Raw genomic sequence first — 18,010 nt, 5'->3', positions numbered from 1 at the left:
CGCACAGTGTTTTCTTATCGCTTCACAACAGTGCGTCGTTGTGTGCTGCGTATTATAGGGATTTCAGAAACCTTTGCAAGCGCTTTTTTCAAAAATTTAAAAAAATTTTATTAAAAGCTGTTTTTTTATACTTATTGTATATTTTCTATATTAAAAATTAATTATTTATACGTTTTATGATTCTTGGTAATTCGCTAATAGACTCTAAAATATAATCTGCCAGTTTCTCACCCTCTTCGGTTATCTGCTTTCCTGTTTTTACTAAAACTTTATATTTTATATGTGCAGAATTGCCAGCTTGAAGATCTTCTATTTTGTCTCCAACCATAAAGGACTGGGAAGGATCAATCTTTAAATCCTTAATTGCCTGAAGCAACATACCTGGCTGGGGTTTACGACAATCACAAACTTGTCTATATTCCCCTTTTCCTTCTGGATGATGTGGGCAGTAATATATACCATCAAAATCGACTTCTCGATCAGCCAATGACCAATCCATCCATTCTGTTAAAGTTAAAAATTGCTCTTCGCTATAATATCCTCGAGCAATACCCGATTGATTAGTTACTAAAACAAGTAAATATCCCATTTGTTTTAATTCTTTTAGCGCTTCAATACTTCCCTCAATAAATTCAAAATCATCAATCTGGTAAACATAGCCATGATCTATATTTATAGTTCCATCACGATCTAAAAAAATAGCCTTTTTCATATTGTTTTCCTTTTATTTTTTATTGTTTTTAATATTGAGATATTATCTAACTTATTATTTAACTTAGCAAATTAAACCTAATTAATAACATAACATTATAAAAAGCATGCTAATAATTATTGACAGAGCTGTCTAGACGTCTAAAATACTTTGAACCTATATAACTATATTACAAGTAAGAGATGAGAAAGGGCTTATATGATTAAGCTAGAAAATATTAATAAAGTTTTCAATGTTGCAGGGAAAAGATTAACTGCATTAGATGACGTCACTTTAAATATTCCAAAAGGTCAAATTTGTGGTGTGATTGGTGCTTCAGGCGCAGGGAAAAGCACTTTAATTCGTTGTGTCAACTTATTGGAAAGACCTACCTCAGGAGCAGTGATTATTGATGGTAAAGATCTTACGCAATTAACGGATAAGCAATTAATTGCTGAACGCCGTAATATTGGCATGATTTTCCAACATTTTAATTTGTTAACCTCCGCTACCGTCTATGACAATGTAGCACTTCCACTCACTTTGGAAAAAATGCCGAAAAATAAAATTCAAGAAAAAGTGACCGCACTTTTGGATTTAGTCGGTTTAACAGATAAAAAAGATGTTTATCCTGCCAATCTTTCTGGCGGACAAAAACAACGTGTAGCGATCGCTCGGGCACTTGCTAGTGATCCCAAAGTGTTATTGTGTGATGAAGCAACGAGTGCATTAGATCCCGCGACAACAACATCTATTCTTAAATTATTAAAAGAAATCAACCGCACTTTGAATATCACCATTCTTTTAATTACACATGAAATGGATGTTGTTAAAAATATTTGCGATCAAGTGGCTGTTATCGATAGAGGTAGACTTGTTGAACAAGGTTCAGTTAGTGAAATTTTTTCTAATCCTAAAACAGAATTAGCTCAAGAGTTTATTCATTCAGCATTCCAAGCAAGCTTGCCTGATGAATATTTATCTCAATTAACAGATACACCAAAGCATGCTCAATCTTGGCCAATTATTCGTTTTGAATTTACTGGACGTTCGGTTGATGCGCCATTATTATCACAAGCTTCACGAAAATTTGATGTGTCATTGAATATTTTAATGTCGCAAATTGATTATGCTGGTGGTACAAAATTTGGTTTTACTATTGCAGAAGTAGAAGGTAATGAAGATTCTATTACTCAAGCAAAAATTTATTTAATGGAAAATAATGTCCGCGTGGAGGTGTTAGGTTATGTGGGATAGTTTATTGATTGAATTTCAACGACAATTTACACCAGAAATGTGGGATAAAGTGTTAATTTCCACTTGGGAAACCATCTATATGACTGTAGCTTCTACACTTATTGCTGTAATTGTAGGATTGCCTATCGGCTGTTTTACCTTTTTAACCAGTAAAGGCAATATTTTAGAGAATAGTCGAGCTAATCAGTGTCTGAATGTGATTATTAATATTGGACGTTCGATTCCTTATATCATCTTATTATTATTGTTAATTCCTGTGACCAGTTTTTTAATTGGTTCCTCTTTAGGAACAAGTGCAGCTATTGTGTCCTTGAGTGTAGCAGCAATTCCATTTTTTGCACGTTTAACCAGTAATGCACTATTTGAAATTCCACCAGGTTTAACAGAAACAGCCAAGGCACTAGGTGCCACGAATTGGCAAATTGTCACTAAATTCTATTTGCCTGAATCACTTCCTACTTTAATTAATGGGATTACACTCACTTTTGTTACTCTCATTGGCTATACAGCAATGGCAGGAACGCAAGGAGGCGGTGGTTTAGGTAGTTTAGCAATCAACTACGGAGTTCACCGTGGTATGGGATTTGTCACTTGGATAGCAACAATTATCATTGTATTATTCGTCATCTTAAGCCAAAAATTAGGTGATGACTTTGCTAAAAAAGTTGATCATCGTTAATAATCAAACACAACAATCAAAGAGGAACACTTAATGAAATTAAATCAATTATTCGCAGTTGCAACAATCGCATCTGCATTAGTTCTAACTGCATGTAATGACGAAAAAAAATCAGATAGCACTGCAACATCCACTGCTAATACCCCTGCAAAAATTAAAGTCGGAGTGATGGCTGGTCCTGAGCATGAAGTTGCCGAAAAAGCCGCAAAAGTGGCAAAAGAAAAATACAACTTAGATGTTGAATTCGTACTATTCAATGATTATGCATTACCTAATACTGCGGTATCACAGGGTGATTTAGATCTCAATGCAATGCAACATAAGCCTTATTTTGATAAAGATACTCAATCTAAAAATATTACTAACTTAGAAATCGTTGGTAATACTTTTGTATACCCATTAGCGGGTTATTCTAAGAAGATTAAAAAAGTCGGTGAATTACAAGATGGTGCAACTGTAGCCGTTCCAAATGATCCTAGTAATCTTGCTCGCGCATTAATTCTATTAGAAAAACAAGGATTAATTAAATTAAAAGATAATTCTAATCTATTCTCAACATCTTTAGATATTGTTGAAAACCCTAAAAATATCAAAATTCAAGAAGTAGATACCTCTGTTGCGGCTCGTGCATTAGATGATGTAGATCTAGCTGTTGTCAATAATACCTATGCTGGGCAAGTAGGATTAAATACGACTGAACATGGTGTTTTTGTGGAAGATAAAGATTCTCCTTATGTGAATATCATTGTTTCTCGTAAAGACAACAAAGATAGTAAACCTGTTCAAGACTTCGTAAAATCATACCAAACTGAAGAAGTTTACCAAGAAGCAGTTAAACATTTTAAAGATGGTGTTGTTAAAGGTTGGTAACCTTTCCTGAGTGATAAAAAAAGTGCGGTAATTTTACCGCACTTTTTTCTTTTAAATTAGAGAGTTATCCTCTGGCATAAAATGCTAATTGCTCAAATTGTTCTTTCGTTAAACCAAAGTCTCCAAATTTTAATAAATTAGGATCATGAAAATCACTTCCACCACTTTTTAATAAATGGTATTTTTTAGCGAATTCTTGAGTTAGTTTAAAATCAATTTCCTTCATCTTAGAATGATTAATTTCTAATCCTTTAAGACCATAATCAACGTATTTACCAATTTCATCATAATTATTATAGACACAAGGATGAGCTAAAATCGGAATACCACCATCTTGTAAAATGGCTTCAATTCCGTCTCTTACAGGGATATATCCCATTTTAATGTCTGTTTCATGAGAGGTTTTTGATGCAAATAGTTGTTTATAACGCTCTTTAGTCATTTCTTGAGGGTATTTTTCTCGTAAGGCTTGAAAAATATTCATTTTAAAAACAATATTGTATTTTGAAAATTTCTTTGCATCTTGATAACAAATATCATAGCCCTTTTCTGATAACTCATTAATCAGTTCTTTATGATAAGCATCTCTACATGCTAAAGTATGCCCACATAATTTATCAATATTAGGAGTAAGATCATTCAACCATAATCCTACAACATGTACTTTTTTATATACATCAAAATCATAACAACTCATCTCCACACCTTTAATAATATTCAAGCCGAGATGTTTACCATAAGAAAATATTTCATCATAATGATTCGTTGTATCATGATCCGTGATAGATAATGCTTTTATGCCATGTTGCACCGCATTTTCTAATACATCTTTTATTTCACACACCCCATCACTATGGTTAGTATGCACATGTAAATCAGCAAAAATCACATTTTACTCCAATAACTTTAATTTATAACTGTTAATACAGGAATCTGATTATTTACCAGCTTATTTGGATTATAAAGCATGTCTAAATATTCCTCGGAATTTGTTACAACAATCATAGTCGTAGTATCAAATCCTTCTGATTTAATTTTCTCGAGGTCAAATTCAATCAGAATATCCCCTTTATGAATCACATCCCCCTGATGAACAACATTTTTAAAATATTTACCATTGAGATTGACAGTATCAATACCAATATGAATAAGTAATTCAATACCACTTCCCAATTTAAGATTTATTGCATGAGCGGAACTAAATGTAGTTGCTACGACGCCATCAGCAGGCGCTCGTAAAATCCCATTTGAAGGAATAACAGCAATGCCTTTGCCAATCACACCAGAAGCAAAAGTTTCATCAGCGACCTCATCTAGTGCAATAGATGTCCCCTCAATTGGGCTGTGAATTAATGTTTTATTTTCTCTACTATTATCAATCTTATCACTAGCCAAACCCGCATTTTCTACAATAGGATCCTCAAACCCAATAATAAAAGTCGCAATAAAGGTAACCAAGCTAGCTACAACTAAGGTAATTATGGCATTTACGAGCTGATTATCCCCTTCTGAAATCCACATCGGCAAACTTAATAGACCTGGTGTTGCATAAACGAAGGCTTTAAGTTTAACTAATCCAGCAAATAACCCCGCTACAGCACCACCAACCATACAAGCATACATTGGTTTTTTTAATTTTAAGTTAACCCCATACATTGCAGGTTCGGTAATTCCACCAAAAAATGCGGTTAAACTTGCAGAAAATGCTAATTGTTTAAGTTCTTTATTTTTAGACTTAATTGAGACCGCTAATGAAGCTGCTGCTTGCGACATATTTGAGCAAAGTGCTATTACTCTGACAATCGGGTCAAATCCTTTTTGTTCCACAAGCATAATGGTAATTGGGCTTAAGGCTTTATGTAATCCAATTGAGACTAACCAAGGATAAATAGCTGCTAAAATAGGAATGGCAATAAATCCAATAGATTCTTGTAAAAAGACCACAATATCTGCAACAACTTGTGCTAAATAACTAGCGGCAGGACCAATAGCAATAAAGGCAATAGGTGTAGCAATTAATATTACCAATAACGGGGCAAGAAAGACTTTGACCATATCTGGCGTATATTTATAAACTATTTTCTCAATATAAGACATCATCCAGACTGTAATCAATGCAGGAACTAACTGAGAGGAATATTTTACTAAAGCCACAGGCATATCTAGAAAATTCACTGGTGCGGCTGCTTTTACCAATGAATTCCAATTTGGATGCAACATGGCTAAACAAATAAATGCGGCTAAATATTGATTACAGTTAAACATTTTCGCAGCAGAGAAAGCAATAAATACAGGCATGAAATAAAAACCTGTATCAAAAATAAAATTAAGCATATAGTAAGTTTGGCTACTCTTATCTAAAACACCTAACATATTTAGTATAATTAATAAGACTTTCCCCATACCAGCTCCTGCTAATATAGGAATCACAGGTGCAATAGAGCCTGTGATAATAGATAAGACTTTATTTATAACTGATTGCTGGTTTTCTACTTGGCTTTCTGCCGATTTATTATTCTGCAACGTCACTAATTTATTTATCTCTTCATAAACCTTTGCAACATCATTACCTATCACTAATTGAAATTGCCCACCTTTAGAAACAAAAGACAAGATTTTATTATTTTCAGTAATGGCAGATTTATTCACTAGATTCTCATCATAAAGCACAAATCGTAATCGGGTTGAACAATGCACTAAAGATTTAATATTTTTTTCACCACCGACTAGCTGTATGATATCCTTTGCGAATGAATTATAATTCATAATATTACCTTCATTTTTATTTAAAAATTAGGTTTAGCCAACTCAATGTTACTATCCACCAAAATTCAATTATTTTTTATCATGAGTAATCTTTGCGATATGAATAGTTAAATATAAAATTTCATCACTATCTAATTCATAATGGTACTTTTCTTGAATATATTCTTTTATTTTTAGGCTACATAAATAAGAATTTTTATATTGTTCTTGCAACATATTTAACAGATCATTTTGCAAAGGTTGAACGCTATTCACTTTCTCTGAAAAAACTCTCATCGAAAAAAATTTCAAATGCATTAAAAATCTATTGTAATCAAATGAATCATAGTCATATTCAATATTAAAATAGTATTTCACAATATTTGTAATACTATGAATAAAAGCAGTTTCTTTGTATGCATTATTAATATCATTGTCTTTTGTAGCGCTCACTATATGTAATGCGATAAAACCAGCTTCGTCTTCTAACATTTTTATATTCAATTGTTTTTCTAGCAGGTTTAAAACATAAATGCCTACTTCATATTCTTTTTTATAAAAATGTTTAATTTCCCATAGAAGCTTATTTTTAAGTACTACACCAGATTTAAATCGTTCAACACTAGCATGAATATGATCAATAAGAGATAAATAAGTTGATTCATGTAATTTCAAATTTAAATGATTTTGCACATAGTTCATTATCATATCGGTGATATCGATATATATAGAAGGGATATTACCCAACATATGAATAATGTTTTGAGAATAATTAACCGTGTTTAAAATAAAACATTTTGTTATTAATGACTCATCAATACTGTCACCAACTTGTTTACCATAAGCAATGCCCTTACCCATCACAACGATTTCATTATTATTCTCATCACAACTAAGTGCTACACTATTATTTAATATTTTTTGGATTTTCATTTTATCCCCTTATAAAAAACAAAAAACCTATCTCAGACTACAAAATAGCCCAAAATAGGTTTTGTGTAGCAAGCTAAGTGCTATTACAATCCTTAATTAAAATTAAATTAGCACTTTCCCCTCATAACGTCAACCATCTTATCGAGTTTTATTTACCAATACAGAATGAACTAAAAATATTCCCTAATAAATCATCTGAAGTAAATTTTCCGGTAATTTCACTAAGATTATCCTGTACCATACGTAATTCTTCTGCCAATAACTCCCCTGCATGAAACTGCGTTAATTGCATATAACCAATTTGCAAATGTTCAGCCGCATGTGCTAATGCTTCTAAATGTCGACGGCGAGCTAAAAAACCACCTTCACTACTAGTTTGATAACCCATAGATTGTTTCAAATGCTCACGTAATAAATCCATTCCTTGTTGTGTGTGTGCAGATAAACTAATGACAGTAAAACCTTCTTGTTCAGTTAATTTTTCTACTTCACCACTCAAATCAGATTTATTGCGGACAATCGTCACTGGAATATTTTTTGGTAACTTAGATAAAAACTCAGATTTAGCTTGTTCTAGGTTTTGGCTATCATAATCTGTACTATCCAACATGAGAATTACACGATCCGCTTGCTCAATTTCATTCCAAGCACGAGTGATTCCGATACGTTCAACTTCATCAGTCGCATCTCGTAAACCAGCAGTATCAATAATATGTAATGGCATACCATCAATATGAATATGCTCACGCAACACATCTCGAGTAGTCCCTGCAATATCCGTTACAATTGCAGCTTCACGTCCAGCTAATGCATTAAGTAAACTAGATTTGCCAGCATTTGGGCGTCCTGCAATCACCACTTTCATACCTTCGCGCAAAATTGAACCTTGTTTTGCTTCCAAACGGACTCTATCTAATTGTTCAATAATATCCTTCAGATGCCCTTCAATCTTACCATCGGCTAAGAAATCAATTTCTTCATCAGGGAAATCAATAGCAGCTTCGACATAAGTGCGTAAATAAATTACGGCATCCACCAATTCATGGACTTTATGAGAAAACTCACCTTGTAATGATTTTAATGCTGAACGAGCAGCTTGCTCTGAAGTGGCATCAATTAAATCTGCAATTGCTTCCGCTTGTGCCAGATCTAATTTATCATTTAAAAAAGCTTGTTCGGAAAATTCACCTGGACGAGCTAAACGCACACCTTTCACTTGCAAAATACGTTTTAAAAGCAGATCTAGAACAATTTGTCCGCCATGCCCCTGAAACTCAACGACATCTTCACCTGTAAATGAATTAGGTCCTTTAAAAAATAAAGCAATACCTTGATCTAATATCGTTCCATCTTCATCCTTAAAAGGCAAATAATTTGCCATACGAGGCTTTAGCTCTTTTCCAACGACAGCTTGAGCAACTAGGGTGGATAATGGACCTGAAACACGTAAAATACCAACGCCACCACGACCAATAGGAGTTGCTTGAGCTACAATGGTTTCTTTTGTCATATAAAATTTTCCTAAAAATGACCGCACTTAATGCATTCAATATTATGTAATTATAGCAAAAAAGTATAAATTTAATGAGAATTTATGAAGGGCTTATAACTCATATTAAAGCAACTAATAAAAAAGGCATCCCGTGGATGCCTTTAAAAATTCGTTAAGTTATTTTTTACGAGAATGTAAACCTTTCTTCTCTAATCCACGATAAATCAACTGCTGTTGAACAATGGTAATAATATTTGATACTAACCAATATAATACTAAACCAGCAGGGAACCATAAGAAGAACACCATAAAAATAAGTGGCATAAAGTTCATTATTTTTTGTTGCATTGGATCAGCAACTGGTGTCGGTGACATTTTTTGTAATAAGAACATTGATGCTCCCATTAAAATTGGCAGAATATAATAAGGGTCTTGTGCTGACAAGTCTTGAATCCAACCAAAGAATGGGGCATGACGTAATTCCACGGCTTCCATAAAAGTCCAATATAATGCAATAAAAATTGGCATCTGGATAATTAATGGTAAACAACCACCTAATGGATTTACTTTTTCTTCTTTATAAAGCTTCATCATTTCTTGGCTCATACGTTGACGATCATCGCCAAAACGTTCACGCATTTCTTGCATTTTCGGTTGCAACATACGCATTTTCGCCATAGAAGTATATTGTGCTTTAGTTAATGGATAAAGAATACCTTTTACAACTAAAGTAACGCCAATAATTGCAAGCCCCCAGTTACTTACTACACTTTGAATCAAGTTCAATAAACCAAATAATGGTTTAGCAATGAACCATGCCCAACCATAGTCAACAGTTAAATCTAAATGGTTTGCAACTTGTCCCATTTCATTTTGAAGCTTAGGACCCGTCCATAATGCACTCTTAATAGTTTCTGTTGCTCCAGCAGGAACATTAATAACAGGACCTCGATAACCAATAAAACCTAAACCATTTCCAGTACTCGTATAAAGTTGGTTATCCATATCTTGATTTGGAATCCAGGCAGAGACAAAGTAATGTTGTAATACAGCTACCCAGCCTGCTTTAGTATCAATAGATAAGTTTTTATCTTTCATTGCATCAAAACTATATTTTTTATAGTTAGTATCTGCTGAAGAATATGCTCCACCAGTATAAGTTGGCATAGCCATATTACTGGAACTTTCTACTAAAGTATGTTTTAACTGACCATAAGGTTGTACCTCAATAGCACTACCACTTTGGTTTTGAATTTCATAGTTTACTTCAATATCGTAAGAACCGCGTTTAACAACGAAGATTTTACGATAAGTCACACCATTTTTTTCTAAAGTTAATGGCACTCTTAATTCATCTTGACCCTCTGCCAAAGCAAAATCACTACCTTCAACTTGGTAGGCTGCTCGACTTGCAGTAGTATCAATACCATCTTTACCAATTAAACCACTTTGTGCTACATATACAGCATCTGGCTTATTTTGTAATAAAACAAAACGCTCTTGTGAATGTAATTCAGCGGCATAATTAGATAAACTAGACTCAACAACATCTCCACCTAATGTATCAATTTTTAAGCTAACCACATCATTTTTCACCGAAATAATTTGACCATGAGTGCCATTATCTACTGTGCCTTGAACTGATGAAGTACTTGCTGGCATTTCAGCATTAGTTGTGACAGATTGATTTTGTACTTGTTCAGTCGCAACAGATTTTGGAGCATGGTAGTCCATTTGCCATTGTTCATAAACAAGAAAAGAAATAAAGAGTAGTGCGATGACTAATAAACTACGTCTAGAATCCATTATTTGTTCTCTTCGTTATTATTTAATTTGGGTGGAACGGGATCGTAACCACCTGGGTTCAAAGGATGACATTTTAATATACGTTTGAGTGTAAGCCAACTACCTTTTAACGCTCCATGCGTTTTTAATGCTTCAATACCATAACAAGAACAAGTCGGAACAAACCGACAACGAGGACCAATTAGCGGACTAATTGCCAATTGATAAAATCGAATTAATTTGACAAGGATTTTTTCGCCAAGCGAATGTGACGTTGCCATAATTTGCTCAAAGTTTCAGTTAAAGTTTTATTATCAAGTTTCCCTATACCATGTTTTGCCACAACAACAAAATCATAGTTAGGTAACTGATGCTGCAAAAGGCGAAAACTTTCACGACACAAACGTTTAATACGATTGCGATCATGAGCACGTTTTAGGTGTTTTTTAGCAACAGTGAGACCTATACGAGGATATTGAAGATCGTTTGGACGGGCAAGAATGGTAATTTCAGGCGTACTAGCTCTAAGCGGCTGCTCAAAGACGTATTTAAATTGAGTGGGAGTTAACAGACGCAACTCCCTCGAAAAGTTTAGCTTAATCACACAAGTGTGTCATCATTAAGCTGATAAACTTTTACGACCTTTAGCACGACGACGAGCTAAAACTTGACGGCCGTTTTTAGTCGCCATACGAGCACGGAAACCGTGAGTACGGCTACGTTTTAATACAGAAGGTTGAAATGTACGTTTCATAACTCTTAATCTACCTAATTAAAATTGTTTAACATTTAAATGTGTTATCAGGCTCAGCCATCAAACCAAATCACTTGAAAACAAGGTTATTCAAAAATAAGGAACGGAATTGTAATCATAAATTCAACGTTCGTCAAATACGATATCGGTAAAATCGGTAATAATTAAGAAAAAACAAATTTCACCTTATCAAAAAGCATAAAAGCGTCGTAAATTATACGTTTTTTCCGTAAAATCTCAAGTAAAAACCGAATATCTTTTTCAATTTTTTTGATCCTTTTTTAAAGATCTTTACGTAAGTTTATTGTAGAATTAAATAGTTTAAAGTTTAATTTTACAATTGTGCTCGATTTGCAATTTTATTTATTTCAACATTTATAGCCTATAAAAAGATTCAAAATGGAATGTAACCTTTCTCAACTGTGGCAAGATTGCCTATTGCAACTGCAAGATCAAATTTCTTCTGCGGACTTTGGTATGTGGCTACGTCCTCTGCAAGCAGACACAAGTACTCCAAATACTATTGTGCTTTATGCTTCTAATATGTTTGTCAAAAGTTGGGTTGAAAATAACTATCTCGCCCAAATCATTAAAATTGCTCAAGAACTTAGCAATAACAATGAGCTTTTAGTTCGTGTACAAGAAGGAACAAAGCCTGTAGCCAAAAAAACAATGTCTACACCACAAATTTCTGATACTACCGTTTCTTCACTGACTAAAATATCACAAGAAATTGAACCATCTAGTTTTCGTTCCAACTTAAATCCACATCATTTATTTGTGAACTTTGTAGAAGGTAAATCAAATCAGCTAGCTCGTGCTGTTGGTCAAAAAGTCGCAAATAAACCAGGCGATAAATCTGCTAATCCACTATTTTTGTATGGTGGAACAGGTTTAGGTAAAACGCACTTATTACATGCGGTGGGTAATGGGATTTTAGAAGATAATCCTAATGCAAGAGTTGTTTATATTCACGCAGAACGATTTGTTCAAGAATATGTAAAAGCGCTAAAAGCGGAACGTATTGATAATTTTAAAAAATTCTACCGCAGTTTAGATGCTTTACTTATTGATGATATTCAATTTTTTGCTGGCAAAGATGGAACACAAGAAGAATTTTTTAATACTTTTAATTCTTTATTTGAGGGTGATAAACAAATTATTTTAACCTCCGATCGCTATCCTCGAGAAATTGAAAAAATTGATGACCGTTTAAAATCTCGTTTTAGTTGGGGATTAAGTATTGCTATTGAACCTCCTGATTTAGAAACCCGTGTAGCAATTCTGATGAAAAAAGCAGAAGAAAAGCATATTCATTTACCTGAAGAAGTCGCTTTTTTTATTGGTCAGAAGCTCCGTACTAATGTACGTGAATTAGAGGGTGCCCTAAATCGTGTACATGCTAATGCAGATTTTACTGGAAAAGCTATCACTATTGATTTCGTGAGAGAAACGCTAAAAGATATGTTAGCTTTACAAGATAAATTAGTTACCGTGGATAATATTCAAAAAATGGTAGCAGAATATTACCGCATTAAAGTATCTGATTTAAAATCTAAAAATCGTTCTCGTTCTATTGCTCGCCCACGCCAATTAGCGATGGCGTTGGCAAAAGAACTGACTAATCGTAGCCTGCCTGAAATAGGTAAAGCTTTTGGTGATCGTGACCATACAACTGTGTTACACGCTTGTCGCACTATTGCTACTCTGCGTGACGAAGATAATAATATTCAGGAAGACTGGTCTAACTTAATCCGTACATTATCCGCATAAAAGGGGAGAAAACTATGCAGTTTATTGTTTCAAGAGAAAATCTTTTAAAACCATTACAGCAAGTATGCAGCGTATTAAGCAGTCGCCCTAATATTCCAGTATTAAATAATGTTCTTCTGCAAATTTCTAATGAGCGGTTAACCATTACGGGGACAGACTTAGAAGTTGAGCTTTCTACCCAAGCACAATTAGTTTCTGGCACTACGGGGAATTTCACAATTCCAGCGAAAAAATTCTTAGATATTTGCCGCAGTTTACCTGAAAATGCGGAAATCAATGTAGTATTTGAAGAAGATCGTGCTATTGTGCGTTCAGGTCGTACAAAATTTAACTTAGCAACCTTGCCCGCAGAAGAATATCCTAACCTAGCGGATTGGCAATCTGAAGTGGATTTTGAGCTTGATCAAGCTACTTTACGCCGTTTAATTGAAGCCACTCAGTTCTCCATGGCAAATCAAGATGCTCGTTATTTCTTAAACGGTATGAAGTTTGAAACTGAAGGTAACTTACTCCGCACAGTAGCCACTGATGGCCACCGCTTAGCTGTCTGTACTATTGCCTTAGAGCAAGATTTACAAAATCATTCGGTTATTGTACCACGTAAAGGTGTATTAGAGCTTGTGCGCTTATTAGATGCTACAGAACAGCCAGCACGCTTACAAATCGGCACCAATAATTTACGTGTTCAAGTGGAAAATGTGCTCTTTACCACAAAATTGATTGATGGTCGCTTCCCTGATTATCGTCGAGTATTACCTCGCAATGCTGACCATATTTTAGAAGCAGATTGGGATATATTAAAACAAGCCTTTGTGCGTGCTGCGATTCTTTCTACAGAACGTTTCCGTAGTGTGCGATTACAACTCAGCCAAAATCAAATGAAAATTACGGCAACTAACCCTGAACAAGAAGAAGCTGAAGAAATCATTGATGTATCTTATACTGGTGCTGAAATGGAAGTCGGATTTAACGTAAGTTATGTATTAGATGTATTAAATGCATTGAAATGTAACCGTGTTCGTATGCGTCTAACCGATGCTTCATCAAGCTGCTTGATTGAAAATTGTGATGATGCAAGTGCTGAATACGTGATTATGCCAATGCGTCTGTAAAATTTTTTAAAATCTGACCGCACTTTTGTTGTATTGAGCGCAAATAATGGCAATTTCTCGTCTTATTGTTGAAAACTTCCGCAATATTGCTGCCGTGGATCTTGAATTTGACCACGGCTTTAACTTTTTGGTAGGTAATAATGGTAGTGGGAAAACCAGCCTACTTGAGGCGCTTTTCTATCTTAGCCATGGTCGCTCATTCAAAAGCTCTGTAACCACTCGTATTATTAGCTATGAACAACCGCATTTTACTTTACACGGTCGTATTCAAGAGCAACAGCATGAATGGTCTGTAGGTTTGCAAAAACAGCGTAAAGATGGGAATACTATAGTCAAAATCAATGGTGAAGATGGCAATAAAATCTCTGATCTCGCCCATTTACTTCCTATGCAAATTATTACCCCTGAAGGACTTACACTACTTAATGGGGGACCAAGTTATCGCCGAGCATTTCTGGATTGGGGGCTGTTCCATCATCAAACCAACTTTCATTCTGCATGGTCAAACTTACATCGGTTACTCAGACAGCGTAATGCCGCTCTAAATCAAACCTATGATTACAATATGCTTAAACCTTGGGATATTGAGTTAGGCAAACTTGCACATCAAGTCAGTGAATGGCGTACTTACTATGCTGAAGCCTTACGACCTGAAATTGAACAAACTTGTAAATTATTCTTACCTGAGTTAGACATTTCTGTGAGTTTTCATCAAGGTTGGGAAAAAGAAACAGATTATGCACAGTTATTAATGGAAAACTTTGAACGAGATAAAGCCATTGGTTACACCGTTTCTGGCCCACAAAAAGCAGACTTTCGTTTCAAAGCCAATGGATTACCAGTAGAAGATGTGCTATCACGAGGACAACTAAAACTCTTAATGTGTGCATTACGTTTGACACAAGGTGAACATTTAATGCAACAAAAACAACGCCATTGTATTTTTCTGATTGATGATTTTGCTTCAGAATTAGATGATAGCAAACGTGCATTATTAGCAGAACGTTTACAGCAAAGCCATTCTCAAGTATTTATAACTGCAATTACCCAAGATCAATTGAAACAAATGCAACCCGCCAAACACCGCACTTTTTCTGTAGATAAAGGGAACATTCGACAAATTGAATTTCTGTGAAATCATTCGCTAAATAAAATTTTCTTTAATAGCTTTTCTTTTTTATTCTTATTCATTATTTATTTTATGATAATGATTCTTATTTTTAATTGTATTTCTATTCTATTTTGTTATACTCCAGCTCACGTCTTAAATCCATATTTAATTTATGTATTTAAGTTACCACATTTAACAACTTTTTATATTGTTTAGGAGAAAACAATGAATCTGCGAAAAAAACTATTTAAATTCAATATAATAGTTTGCTTTTGCCCAGTTTTATTTACTCAAGCACAAGAAAATGAAGTCTTAGAAAGTATTGAGGTTCAGGCCAAAGCCATTAAAGAAACAGACAAAGTGTTTATCAAAACGGGAGCAATTAGCTCACGAGATAAAATTATGGAATCTAACCAAACCTTAGATAATATTGTTCGTTCGGTACCTGGTGCTTTTACCCAATTAGATAAATCACAAGGCACGGTATCAGTCAATATTCGTGGTGCAACAGGCTTTGGACGAGCAAATACAATGATTGATGGCGTTAGTCAAACCTTTTATGCAAGTTCGACGGATGATGGTGGACGGGGAGGCAGTACTTCTCAATTTGGTGCTTATATTGATCCAACTTTTTTGGTTGGAATGGATGTAGAAAGAGGGACCTTTAGTGGATCTGCTGGTGGTAATTCATTATTAGGCTCTGCAAACTTTAGAACCATTGGCGTGAAAGATTTAGTTAGCGAAGGAAAATCTGTCGGTGGAATGACCAAAATGACATTCGGCAATAATGCTATCGGTCCCAATTATATGGGAATGTTAGGCGCAAAATATCAGCTAAGTGAGGATGCCTGGTTTGGAGGGTTATACGGTTATAGCTGGCGAAAAATCTCACAAGATTATAAGATCGGTGGTGGTAGACGAGTAACAGATAGCTCCATTGATTTATCAAAATTTACCGATCCTGATGAAATTGCAGGCACAACCACTTCCCCCTTCAATGCCGAACATTTAAAACAAAAACCCACAAGTCAATTAGCAAAATTGGAATTTGGTACAAAATCTCAAACTGTAAGCTTGTCTTACCGTGATTATCAAAGTGAATTGGCAGGAAGAAACTTAAAAAACCAAAACTACCAAATTAATTATAACCTTCATCCAGAAGATTCTCGTTGGTTAGATTTAAATGTGCTGTATGCTCTGAATCAAGGGAAACAACAATATAAAAAAGGGGCAAGAATCAATAATAAATATTTACTAGATAATCTAGATATTGAAAATAAAGCAGAAACTTTCAATATCGCCAATACCTTTAGAATCCCATTATTTAGCCATACTGAACTTGAAACGACTTTTGGTTTCAATCGATTAAAAAACCGCTATTTTAAAAATCGCCACCCAGCTGAACTTAATTTTAATTTAGAAAATGGTGAAACCAATGAAGATAATGATGCAATTGGAATTGGGGCGGTACGTAAAAGTCTTTATACCTCAACATTCCAACCAGATGGCGAACAGCGTTTTAATACATTTTATTGGGACAATAGCCTAACTCATGGAATATTTGTTTTGGATATCAATGCAAATATCAATTTAAGTCGTTATAAAGGTACCCGTTTTAAATATTTACCTTTTTATCGCCAAGAAATTGAAGAACAAATTTATCAGCTCAATCGTCAACATGCTTATAATGAAGCCAATGTTTTGCAAGAACAGTTAGAGAAATTAGAAGCACAATATTGCCGATATATTCCTGATCCAGATGATCCTGAAGATGAGGATCTAGCAGAATTTGAATGTGCCGATAAAAACATTTCTACAGAAAGTAAAGGTAAACATCGCTTAGTGAATTATTCGGCAACTTTGTCTGCTTATATTCACGATCTCTTTACCCCCTTTGTGAGCTATTCCAAAACTCACCGAGTACCGAATGTGAAAGAAATGTTTTTTTCAACACTTGGTGATTATGGCGTGAATACAGATCTCAAACCAGAACAAGCTAAAACAGTACAAATTGGCTTTAATGGCTTCAAGGAAAATATTTTTACCGATAACGATAAATTAGGCTTTAAAGCATTAATTTATCGAACTCGTGTGAAAGATCATATTTTTAATGTTAGCAGAGCTGCTCCCGCTTATGTTCGAGGTAGAACTATTTATCATAAAAACTACGATGAGAAAGTGAAGATGAATGGTTTTGAATTAGAACTCAATTACGATATGGGCTCATTCTATGCTAATTTAGCTTATGCTCGCCAAAATAACACTCAGCCAATTTCCTTTACTGATGCCAGTGCAAGGGTAGATACGGCTTCTAATAGTGGTTTTAATGAACAAGGTTTTGGGGCAAGTAAAATCTCAATATTACCAAGAGATTATGCTTCATTAGAGCTAGGGACACGTTGGTTCGAAGAGAAGCTTCAAATCGGTGGTGTAATGAAATATTACGGTAAAAGCAGACGTGCTAGCACGAAATTCACCAATATTCTTTATCCAAATAGCACCATTGAGAAAGAAACGCTAAGACGTGATGAAACAGTGCCCAAACAACCAATGATCTTTGATTTTTATGTGAGCTATGAGCCAATTAAAGATCTGATCATTAAACTAGAATTACAAAATGCATTTGATAAGAAATACACCGATCCTCTTGATGCAAACAATGACTCCGCAAGCCAAACCATTTTTAATTTAGATTTTGGTGATAAAGATATCTCTGTCTTTAATAACTATGCTCGTGGTAGAACCGCTGTATTAAGTGCAACTTATAGATTCTAAATTACCAATTAAAGTGTAGAAGATCAAAGTTAA

Annotated in this window: 16 protein-coding genes; 7 read left to right on the top strand and 9 right to left on the bottom strand. The window is 34.5% G+C overall.

Annotated elements, in window-relative coordinates:
* Positions 1–157: 157 nt before the first annotated feature.
* On the bottom strand, positions 158–712 hold the full coding sequence (gene gmhB, locus BN1226_RS04780) for a D-glycero-beta-D-manno-heptose 1,7-bisphosphate 7-phosphatase (protein WP_044470219.1): 555 nt from the start codon (positions 710–712) through the stop codon (positions 158–160).
* A gap of 198 nt (positions 713–910) precedes the next feature.
* Between gmhB and metN the strand changes: the two genes are divergently transcribed.
* Genes metN through BN1226_RS04765 form a run of 3 tightly spaced genes read left to right on the top strand, consistent with a single transcriptional unit; the run spans position 911 to position 3,497 of the window.
* The gene (gene metN, locus BN1226_RS04775; RefSeq protein ID WP_044470218.1) at positions 911–1,948 is read left to right on the top strand and encodes a methionine ABC transporter ATP-binding protein MetN; all 1,038 of its coding nucleotides are present in this window, start codon (positions 911–913) and stop codon (positions 1,946–1,948) included.
* A complete protein-coding gene (locus tag BN1226_RS04770) occupies positions 1,938–2,627 on the top strand; it encodes a methionine ABC transporter permease (RefSeq protein ID WP_044470217.1) in 690 nt (229 codons plus the stop codon). Before metN ends, BN1226_RS04770 begins: the two co-directional genes overlap by 11 nt.
* Positions 2,628–2,660: 33 nt before the next feature.
* Complete coding sequence (locus BN1226_RS04765; RefSeq protein WP_044470216.1) at positions 2,661–3,497, top strand: MetQ/NlpA family lipoprotein; 837 nt, start codon at positions 2,661–2,663, stop codon at positions 3,495–3,497.
* Between the two features lie 64 nt (positions 3,498–3,561).
* Here the strand turns inward: BN1226_RS04765 and BN1226_RS04760 are convergent, their stop codons facing one another.
* From BN1226_RS04760 to rpmH, 8 genes are all read right to left on the bottom strand, one after another.
* Positions 3,562–4,386, bottom strand: a complete 825-nt coding sequence (locus BN1226_RS04760; RefSeq protein ID WP_044470215.1) for a PHP domain-containing protein — start codon at positions 4,384–4,386, stop codon at positions 3,562–3,564.
* Between the two features lie 17 nt (positions 4,387–4,403).
* Positions 4,404–6,263: a beta-glucoside-specific PTS transporter subunit IIABC gene (locus BN1226_RS04755; RefSeq protein WP_044470214.1), complete on the bottom strand. Its 1,860-nt coding sequence runs from the start codon at positions 6,261–6,263 to the stop codon at positions 4,404–4,406.
* Between the two features lie 69 nt (positions 6,264–6,332).
* A complete protein-coding gene (gene licT / locus BN1226_RS04750) occupies positions 6,333–7,175 on the bottom strand; it encodes a BglG family transcription antiterminator LicT (RefSeq protein ID WP_044470213.1) in 843 nt (280 codons plus the stop codon).
* Positions 7,176–7,323: 148 nt separating this feature from the next.
* Positions 7,324–8,685 carry a tRNA uridine-5-carboxymethylaminomethyl(34) synthesis GTPase MnmE gene (mnmE, locus tag BN1226_RS04745; RefSeq protein WP_044470212.1) on the bottom strand — a complete coding sequence of 454 codons (1,362 nt, stop codon included), beginning with the start codon at positions 8,683–8,685 and terminating at the stop codon, positions 7,324–7,326.
* A gap of 159 nt (positions 8,686–8,844) precedes the next feature.
* Entirely contained in the window at positions 8,845–10,473 is a 1,629-nt protein-coding gene (yidC, locus tag BN1226_RS04740) for a membrane protein insertase YidC (RefSeq protein ID WP_044470211.1), read from the bottom strand.
* Positions 10,473–10,733, bottom strand: coding sequence for a membrane protein insertion efficiency factor YidD (gene yidD, locus BN1226_RS10570; RefSeq protein ID WP_005761704.1), 261 nt, complete (start codon positions 10,731–10,733; stop codon positions 10,473–10,475). The genes yidC and yidD overlap by 1 nt, the downstream gene beginning before the upstream one ends.
* Entirely contained in the window at positions 10,688–11,056 is a 369-nt protein-coding gene (gene rnpA / locus BN1226_RS04735) for a ribonuclease P protein component (RefSeq protein WP_040596608.1), read from the bottom strand. The genes yidD and rnpA overlap by 46 nt, the downstream gene beginning before the upstream one ends.
* Before the next feature lie 15 nt (positions 11,057–11,071).
* Positions 11,072–11,206 carry a 50S ribosomal protein L34 gene (gene rpmH / locus BN1226_RS04730; RefSeq protein ID WP_005539760.1) on the bottom strand — a complete coding sequence of 45 codons (135 nt, stop codon included), beginning with the start codon at positions 11,204–11,206 and terminating at the stop codon, positions 11,072–11,074.
* 399 nt (positions 11,207–11,605) lie between these two features.
* Between rpmH and dnaA the strand changes: the two genes are divergently transcribed.
* From dnaA to BN1226_RS04710, 4 genes are all read left to right on the top strand, one after another.
* The gene (gene dnaA / locus BN1226_RS04725; RefSeq protein ID WP_044470210.1) at positions 11,606–12,979 is read left to right on the top strand and encodes a chromosomal replication initiator protein DnaA; all 1,374 of its coding nucleotides are present in this window, start codon (positions 11,606–11,608) and stop codon (positions 12,977–12,979) included.
* A 14-nt stretch (positions 12,980–12,993) separates the two neighbouring features.
* On the top strand, positions 12,994–14,091 hold the full coding sequence (gene dnaN, locus BN1226_RS04720) for a DNA polymerase III subunit beta (RefSeq protein ID WP_044470209.1): 1,098 nt from the start codon (positions 12,994–12,996) through the stop codon (positions 14,089–14,091).
* Positions 14,092–14,137: 46 nt separating this feature from the next.
* Positions 14,138–15,226, top strand: coding sequence for a DNA replication/repair protein RecF (gene recF, locus BN1226_RS04715; protein ID WP_044470208.1), 1,089 nt, complete (start codon positions 14,138–14,140; stop codon positions 15,224–15,226).
* A gap of 201 nt (positions 15,227–15,427) precedes the next feature.
* Positions 15,428–17,977 (top strand): TonB-dependent receptor plug domain-containing protein, encoded by a 2,550-nt coding sequence (locus BN1226_RS04710; protein ID WP_044470207.1) that lies wholly within the window; start codon positions 15,428–15,430, stop codon positions 17,975–17,977.
* Positions 17,978–18,010 lie beyond the last annotated feature (33 nt).

The sequence above is a fragment of the Mannheimia massilioguelmaensis genome (genome assembly GCF_000940515.1).
Taxonomy (GTDB): domain Bacteria; phylum Pseudomonadota; class Gammaproteobacteria; order Enterobacterales; family Pasteurellaceae; genus Basfia; species Basfia bettyae.
The sequence above is the reverse complement of the archived record's forward strand: the minus strand, read 5'-3'. Positions and strand labels throughout refer to the sequence as shown.